The organism is Pantoea sp. R102 (genome assembly GCF_004916815.1).
Classification (GTDB): Bacteria; Pseudomonadota; Gammaproteobacteria; order Enterobacterales; family Enterobacteriaceae; genus Pantoea; species Pantoea dispersa.
Map to the genome: position 1 here is coordinate 1 of NZ_SDFT01000075.1, position 7,333 is coordinate 7,333.

The 7,333-nt window shown below is 62.7% G+C and carries 7 protein-coding genes and 1 riboswitch; all 7 genes read left to right on the forward strand.

From position 1 onward, the window contains the following. The coding region (locus ERD80_RS09430; protein ID WP_136546666.1) for an ABC transporter permease at window positions 1-768 on the forward strand (768 nt) is incomplete at its 5' end. Then, complete coding sequence (locus ERD80_RS09435; RefSeq protein WP_058770481.1) at window positions 765-2,402, forward strand: ABC transporter ATP-binding protein; 1,638 nt, start codon at window positions 765-767, stop codon at window positions 2,400-2,402. The genes ERD80_RS09430 and ERD80_RS09435, both read left to right, overlap by 4 nt. 10 nt (window positions 2,403-2,412) lie before the next feature. Then, entirely contained in the window at window positions 2,413-3,642 is a 1,230-nt protein-coding gene (locus ERD80_RS09440; protein WP_136546668.1) for a M20/M25/M40 family metallo-hydrolase, read from the forward strand. Then, window positions 3,639-4,754 carry a Xaa-Pro peptidase family protein gene (locus ERD80_RS09445; RefSeq protein ID WP_136546670.1) on the forward strand — a complete coding sequence of 372 codons (1,116 nt, stop codon included), beginning with the start codon at window positions 3,639-3,641 and terminating at the stop codon, window positions 4,752-4,754. The genes ERD80_RS09440 and ERD80_RS09445 overlap by 4 nt, the downstream gene beginning before the upstream one ends. 14 nt (window positions 4,755-4,768) lie before the next feature. Further along, complete coding sequence (gene ddpX, locus ERD80_RS09450) at window positions 4,769-5,359, forward strand: D-alanyl-D-alanine dipeptidase (protein WP_136546671.1); 591 nt, start codon at window positions 4,769-4,771, stop codon at window positions 5,357-5,359. A 75-nt stretch (window positions 5,360-5,434) separates the two neighbouring features. After that, a riboswitch (TPP riboswitch) is annotated at window positions 5,435-5,564 on the forward strand. A gap of 68 nt (window positions 5,565-5,632) precedes the next feature. Then, window positions 5,633-6,742 carry a long-chain fatty acid--CoA ligase gene (locus ERD80_RS09455; RefSeq protein ID WP_136546673.1) on the forward strand — a complete coding sequence of 370 codons (1,110 nt, stop codon included), beginning with the start codon at window positions 5,633-5,635 and terminating at the stop codon, window positions 6,740-6,742. Further along, on the forward strand, window positions 6,739-7,333 hold a 595-nt coding region (locus ERD80_RS09460; RefSeq protein WP_282183362.1), incomplete at its 3' end, for an acyl-CoA reductase. The genes ERD80_RS09455 and ERD80_RS09460, both read left to right, overlap by 4 nt.

Below are 7,333 nucleotides of genomic sequence, written 5' to 3' on the forward strand. Positions count from 1 at the left end.
CTGCTGGCGCTGCTGATGGTGGCGGGCGGCGCGCACGTGGCACCGTTTGATCCGGAAGCGATCTCAATTCTGACGCGTTACCGCCCGCCCAGCGCAGAGCACTGGTTCGGCACCGATCAGCTGGGGCGCGACATTTTCAGCCGGGTGCTGGTCGGCGCGCGATCCACCATTTTGCTGTCGCTGCTGGCGACCGCGCTGGCGATGGTTATTGGCTCGGTGCTGGGCACCGCCAGCGCCTACCTTGGTGGCAAAGTGGATGAATTCCTGATGCGCACCATGGATGCGGTGATGGCGATTCCCAGCCTGCTGTTTGCGCTGCTGATTGTCAGCACCCTGGGGCAGAGCAGCATGAACGCCGTGCTGGCCATCACCATCGCCTTCGTGCCGGGCATGGTGCGCATTGCGCGCAGCGTGGCGCTGGCGGCGCGTCAGCAGGACTACATCAGCGCCGCCATCGCGCGCGGCGAAGCGGGTTACTACATCATTCTGCGCGAAATGCTGCCGAACATTCTCGCGCCGATCATCGTGGAAGCCACTATTCGCGTGGCATTCGCCATCATGCTGTTTGCCACGCTGAGCTTTCTCGGCCTCGGCGCGCAGCCGCCCGAGCCGGAGTGGGGGCTGATGGTGTCCGAAGCGCGCAGCTATTTCTTTAAAGCACCGTGGATGATGATGATCCCCGGTCTGGCTATCGCGCTGGTGGCGATTGGCTTCAACCTGCTGGGCGATGGCCTGCGTGATGTGTTAAATCCAGGGAGCCACAAATGAAGAGTCCGCACAACCCGGTGCTGTCGGTGGACAATTACAGCCTCGATTATGCGTTAGCGCGCGGCCATTCGCTGCCGGTACTACGCGATATCACCCTGCAGGTGATGCCGGGCGAAGTGCTGGGGCTGGTAGGGGAATCCGGCTCCGGCAAGACCACCCTCGGCTGGGCGATCATGCGCTGGCTGGCCAGTAACGCACGCGAGCAGGCGGGTGATATCCGGCTGAACGGCGAAAGCCTGCTGCAGTTGCCAGCGCACCAACTGATGGCGCTGCGCGGTAAAAAGCTTGGCATGATTTTTCAGGATCCCAGCGCGTCGCTGAACCCGACGCTGACGCTGGGTGAACAGGTCACCGAAGTGCTGCGCCGTCATCGTGGGCTGTCAGCGCGCGAAGCGCAGCAGCTGGGGGAATCGCTGCTGCGCGATGTCGAGCTGAAGCACCCGGCACGCATGATGCAGCGCTATCCGCATCAGGTTTCCGGCGGTGAGAAGCAGCGCATCCTGATCGCTACCGCCTTCGCCTGCCAGCCGGACTGCCTGATTTTTGATGAGCCGACCACAGCGCTGGACGTCATCAGCTCGGCGCAAATCCTCGATCTTTACGAGCGACTGCGCGCCGAGACTGGCGTCGCGTCGCTGTATATCTCACACGATCTGGCGCTGGTGGCAAAAGTGGCCGACCGCGTGTGCGTGCTGGAGCAGGGCCGCATCGTCGAGCAGGCCGCGACGCGCACGCTGTTCAGCGCACCCGCGCATGCGTATACGCGCAAACTGATTGCCGCGGTGCCGGATCCGCAGCATCGGCTGGTCGCGGATGCGGCCGGCAGTCAGCCGCTGCTCAGCCTGCAGGCGCTGACGATTGATTATGGCCAGCACGGCGTGCTCGATCGGCTGCTGAAACGGGAGGCGAACACGACGCGGGCCGCCAATGCGGTTTCGCTGACGGTGCATCAGGGCGAAATTCTCGGCGTGGTCGGCGAGTCCGGTTCGGGTAAATCTTCACTCGGTAAGGCGATAACCGGCCTGGTGCCGTTCACTGGCAGTCTCGATTTCTGCGGCGCAACGTTATATGGCCGCGCGCAGATGGACCCGGCGTATCGCCGCCGTGTGCAAATGATTTTTCAGCATCCGGACGCGTCACTCAACCCGCGCATGACCGTCGGCGAAATCATCGCCCGTCCGCTGCGGCTGTATGGACTGCCACCAGGAGAAAGCGAGGCGCAGGCGGTGGCGCGTCTGCTGCAGGAAGTGCGGCTGCCCGCGGAATTTGCCAGCCGCTATCCGCACGCGCTGTCGGGTGGGCAAAAGCAGCGCGTAGCGATTGCGCGCGCCTTCGCTAACCCGCCGGACCTGGTGATTTGCGATGAAATCACGGCGGCGCTGGATGTGTCGGTGCAGGCCACCATTATCGAGCTGCTGCTGGAGCTGCGCCGTCGCTACGGCACGGCGTATCTGTTCATCACCCACGATCTCAATCTCATCCGCCAGATCGCTCATCGCGTGGCGGTGATGTATCGCGGCGATGTGGTGGAAGTGCTGCCCGGCGAGAATATGCGGGCGCAGGCACAGCATCCTTATACCCGTGCACTGCTTGATGCCGTGCACATCCCTGATCTGACCCAATCCGTGGCATAACGAGAAGCGCATGAACCCTGAACAGTTAATTCATCACATCGATCGTGAATACTGCCTCGCTTTCCTGGCAAAAATGGTGCAGCACAAAAGTTACAGTGCCACCGAGGGCGAGCGCGAATTAGCCCGCTATATGGCAGAACAGATGGCGCAGCTCGGGCTGGAGACGGAACTGCAGCCGGTGGCCGGCGATCGGCTGAACGCTATTGGGCGGCTGGCCGGCAGCGGAGGCGGCCACAGCCTGCTGTTCAACGGTCATCTTGATACTAACCCGGTCACCGAAGGCTGGACCGTCGATCCCTGGGCGGGAAAAATCGACGAGCAGTTTATTTACGGCATCGGCGTTTCTAACATGAAAGCGGGCGATGCCGCCTATTTCTGCGCGCTAAAGACGTTGATTGATGCCGGCGTGAAGCTCAGGGGCGACGTGATCCTTACTTATGTGGTCGGCGAGTTACAGGGCGGCATCGGTACGCTGGCGGCGATTGAGCAGGGCATACGCGCCGACTATTTCATCAATGCCGAACCCACGGATTTACAGGCACTGACCATGCATGCCGGCTCGCTGATGTTCACCATTGAACTGACCGGCGATACGCGCCATCTGTCAAAGCGTGAGGAGGCGGTCGACGCGATTGCGGCGGCGGTCGAACTGATTCCGCAGATCAATAACATCACTTTCAGCGGAGCGAAAAGTGCAGAACACCGCAAAATTAACCGTGGCCATATTGGCACCGTACACGGTGCGCTGGGGCGTGATTTGCAGGAGTGGCGGCCGCCGCAGGTCGCGGATTTTGTCCGCCTGAAAGGCTCCGCCCGCTTTGCGCCGGGGCAAACAGTGGACGGTGTGCTGGCCGATCTGCAGGCCCTGCTGGATGCACTGTGCCAGCGCTATCCGGGTCTGCAGGCGCAGCTGTTCGATGACGGCCTGCGCGATAAACCCACCATGCTGCCGTTTGAGGTGTCGCCGGAATCGCCAATCGTTAAAGCGGTCAATCGCGGCTGGCAGACCGTGCGCGGCACGCCGCAGCCCACCGGGGTGATCACGCCGCCCGCCTTCTACGGTACCGATGCGGCGCACCTGTATCAGCATGCGGGCATGGAGGGCATCGTGTGCGGGCCCGGCGGCAAGTACAACACCATGCCGGACGAGCGCGTCGAGATCAGTGAGTTTCTCGATATGGTGCGCATCTATTTGCTGGCCATCCTCGACATCTGCCAGCCGGTTGAATCGGCGTCATGATCGCCGACGCGCTGTCACGGCTGCGCAGCGCCATGCGCGCCGCCGACATCGAGGTGATGCTGATCGATCATGGCGAACTGCTGGCATGGTTAACCGGTTATACCGTGTCGGAAACGCGTTATCGTGCCTGTCTGGTGCCGTTGCAGGACGAACCGTGGATGGTGTTGCGCCAGCTGGATGCCGCGCCGTGCCGCGCGCAGTCACCGCAGCTGGCGATTGACGCGTACCGTGATGAAGACGATCCGTGGCTGGCGGTGGCGCAAAGCCTGACGCGGCGCGGCTATCAGCGGGCGCGGCTGGGCGCGGATTATGCATCCTACGGCATGACGGTGCATAGCTGGCAGCAGCTGGCGCGCCATCTGCCCGGGGTGCGCTGGTGTGATGTCAGCGGTCTCAGCGACCGGCTGCGCAGCGTCAAATTTCAGGCTGAAATCGCCAGCTTACGCCAGGCCGCCAGCATTGCCGATGCCACGCTGGCCCAGCTGAGTGCGCAGGTGCAGGGCGGCTGGCGCGTGCGTGATGTCGCCGCGCTGGCGGCGGCACAATTTCTGCGGCTCGGTGCTGACAGCGGTGAAACCGGACCGATTGTTATCGCCAGCGGCGACAGCGGATTTTTGCATGCCAGCGGCCATGAGCAGCATCTGCAACCGGGCGATGTAATGCACGTTGAGCTGATCCCTAAAGTGCGGCACTACAGCGCGCGCCTGATGCGTCCGCTGATTGTCGGTGAAATCTCTGCGGCGCGCGCGGCGCTGGCACAACAGCTGATCGCCATTCAGGATCGCCAGCTACGGGCGATGAAGCCGGGCGTAGCGGCCTGCACGGTGGATGCCGTCGCGCGTGAGGCGGTGCTCAGCGCCGGGCTGCGTGAGGATTACAGCAACATCACCGGTTATGCGCTGGGTCTGTATACGCGCACCCCGCGTCCAAGCGATTTCAGTTGCTGTTTTCATCCTCAGGCGCCGTGGTTACTGGAGGAAAACATGGTATTTCACATGTATATTTCAGCGCAGGGCCTCGCCTTCAGTGAAACCGTGCGCGTCACGGCACAGGGCGCAGAGCGACTCACCACGCTGCCACGCCAGCCATTTACGCTGCCGGCTAACAATTAACAGGATGATGTACAGTGCAGGACGTTGAATTAATCGATTTGGCTGCCACCTTGCCGGGCCTGATGTTTGATCTGAAATACGCCACCGCCGATAACATCGCCGGGTATGCCATTTATCGCGACGCGCAGGCGCTGCTGCATCCGGATGCCGCCGCCGCGCTGCGCCGCAGCAGTGACATCGCCCAGCTGGCGGGGTTCCGCCTGCTGGTGCTGGACGCGTATCGTCCGCAGCAGGCGCAGTGGCACTTGTGGGATGCCTGTCCCGACGCGGATTATGTGGTGCCACCGGCGCGGGGCTCGAATCACAGCCGTGGCGTGGCGATCGATGTGACGCTGGTGGATGAGGCGGGCAACATTCTGGAAATGGGGACCGGGTTTGACGACATGTCTGCTGAGTCGCACCCGTTCCATCCCAACGTGCCGCAGCAGGCGCAGCGCCATCGCCTGTTGCTGAACGCCATCATGCTCGGCGGCGGTTTTGTCGGCATGCCCACCGAATGGTGGCACTTTGAACTGCCGGATGCGCAAAACTACCCGCTGCTCAGCGATCGCTTTGCCTGCGTCAGCCGGGCTGATCGCGCTCCTGTGAGTGATATTGCGCGTTAATAATCGCGTTGCTGAAGCGAGGGGGTTCTGCGCCTTCCCGCCTTGACACGCCCTCCGTTCCGACCCCAGAATGCAGCTTGTTCCAAGGGGTGCCCTGTTAGAGGGCTGAGATTCTACCCGCGCGGCTGTCACGGCCGGCAACGTAGTGACCCTCTGAACCTGATCCGGCTAATACCGGCGTAGGGATGTGGAACCGGGGTCACTGCACGCCCTCATTCCCTCTTTGCGCCTTTCTGCGAATTCTGCGCATCACTCAGCCCCTGGCTGGCCGTTATGCCGCAGTCCAAAGAGGGCACCTTCATGACCGAAGCGTCAATCATTGCCGCGCTGCTGGCATTTATGCAGCGCCAGGAAACCACCGAAGCGGATTTCAACCAGCTGGCGCTGCAGCTGTTCGCGTGGCAATTCGAACACAATCTCCCTTACGCCCGTTTCGCCCGCCAGCGCGGCCGCACGCCGCTAACGGTAAAACAGTGGCGGCAGATTCCGGCGGTGCCGATTACGGCGTTTAAAGATCTGGCGCTGAGCTGCCGTCCGGTGGCGGAGATTCCCCACATCTTTATGACCAGCGGCACCACGGGGACCGGCCGGGGGCGCAGCTATCACCCGACGCTGGCGGTTTACGATCGCTCGATGCTGATCAATTTCCGCCAGCGCTTTATGGCCGGATATCCGCGCCTGCCGATGGCGATCCTGTTTCCGCACAGCAGCGAGCTGCCCAACTCTTCGCTGGCCCACTATCTGACGCTGGCGATGCAAGAATGCGGCACGCCAGACAGCGAAGTGATGGTGGATGCGCAGGGGCTGAAACTGCCGCGTCTGATCGCCGCGCTGGAGCAGGCGCAGGCCAGCGGCCAACCCTATGCCCTGCTGGGTGCCAGCTACAGTTTTGTCCATCTGCTGGACGAACTGGCGCGTCAGCAGCGGCGTTTCAGGCTGCCACCGGGCAGCCGCATCCTCGACACCGGGGGTTTTAAGGGCCAGTCGCGTGAAGTTGCGGCGGAGGCGTTTTATAGCGCGCTGCAGCAGACGCTCGGCGTGCCGCGTTCGCACTGCATCAATATGTACGGCATGACTGAACTCAGCACCCAGTTTTACGATGCCGGCAATGAAATTTGCCCGCCGGTGAAATCCGGACCGCACTGGATCCGCACGCGCGTGGTCAATCCGCTGACCGGTGCGGACGTGCCGGAAGGTGAGACAGGCGTACTGGTGCATCACGATCTCGCCCATTTCAATTCGGTTTCCGCCATTCTGACCGAAGATGCCGGCGTGATGGTGCCCGGCGGGTTTCAGCTGCTGGGGCGCGTCGCGGGCGCGGATGCCAAAGGCTGCTCGCTGGCGATGGAATCGTTTCTCGCTGCCGCGCAGGCACGGGCATGAAAGTGTATGCCGGACATCTGCCGGGCATCCGCCACAGCGAGGTGGCGTGGCACAGCCTGCACTTTGGCCAGCAGGGCAGCGCGCTGGAAGTGTGCGTGCCGGTGCTGTCCGAGGCGCAGATTGCCACGCTGGCGGCCAGCGTACGCGATAACGCGCGCCGCTACCTGCACACCCTGAGCGTAGCGCGCATCACCGCGTTGATTGATGAAGCCATCGCGCGTCTGCTTGACCGTTCGCACCCGTTGCGCCAGCAGGCGGAGCGGTTGCTGCCGCTGGTTACCGGCTATGACGCCGGGATGCTGCGGCTCGGTTTAACCGGCTATCTCAAAACCTTTCGTGAACCGCAGCTGCGGCGTTTTCTGGCGGAAGATTTCGGCAACGTGCAGATGCTGGACGATTTTCAGCCGCGGCCAAAAGGCGGCTTTGCCCGCGCGTTTGGTCCACAGCTGTTGCTGCAGGTCTGGGCCGGCAATGTGCCGGGTTTGCCGCTGTGGAGCCTGATTGCCGGCCTGCTGGTGAAGGCGGGAAGCGTGGGCAAAGTGGCGAGCGCAGAGCCGCTGATGGCGGGCTGGTTCGCCCAGCTGCTGGCGG

What these genes read in the sequence shown, in the direction of transcription:
- ERD80_RS09435 (WP_058770481.1), top strand. Translation starts at nt 765, where the DNA reads ATGAAGAGTCCGCACAACCCGGTGCTGTCGGTGGACAATTACAGCCTC.
- ERD80_RS09440 (WP_136546668.1), top strand. Translation starts at nt 2,413, where the DNA reads ATGAACCCTGAACAGTTAATTCATCACATCGATCGTGAATACTGCCTC.
- ERD80_RS09445 (WP_136546670.1), top strand. Translation starts at nt 3,639, where the DNA reads ATGATCGCCGACGCGCTGTCACGGCTGCGCAGCGCCATGCGCGCCGCC.
- ERD80_RS09455 (WP_136546673.1), top strand. Translation starts at nt 5,633, where the DNA reads ATGCCGCAGTCCAAAGAGGGCACCTTCATGACCGAAGCGTCAATCATT.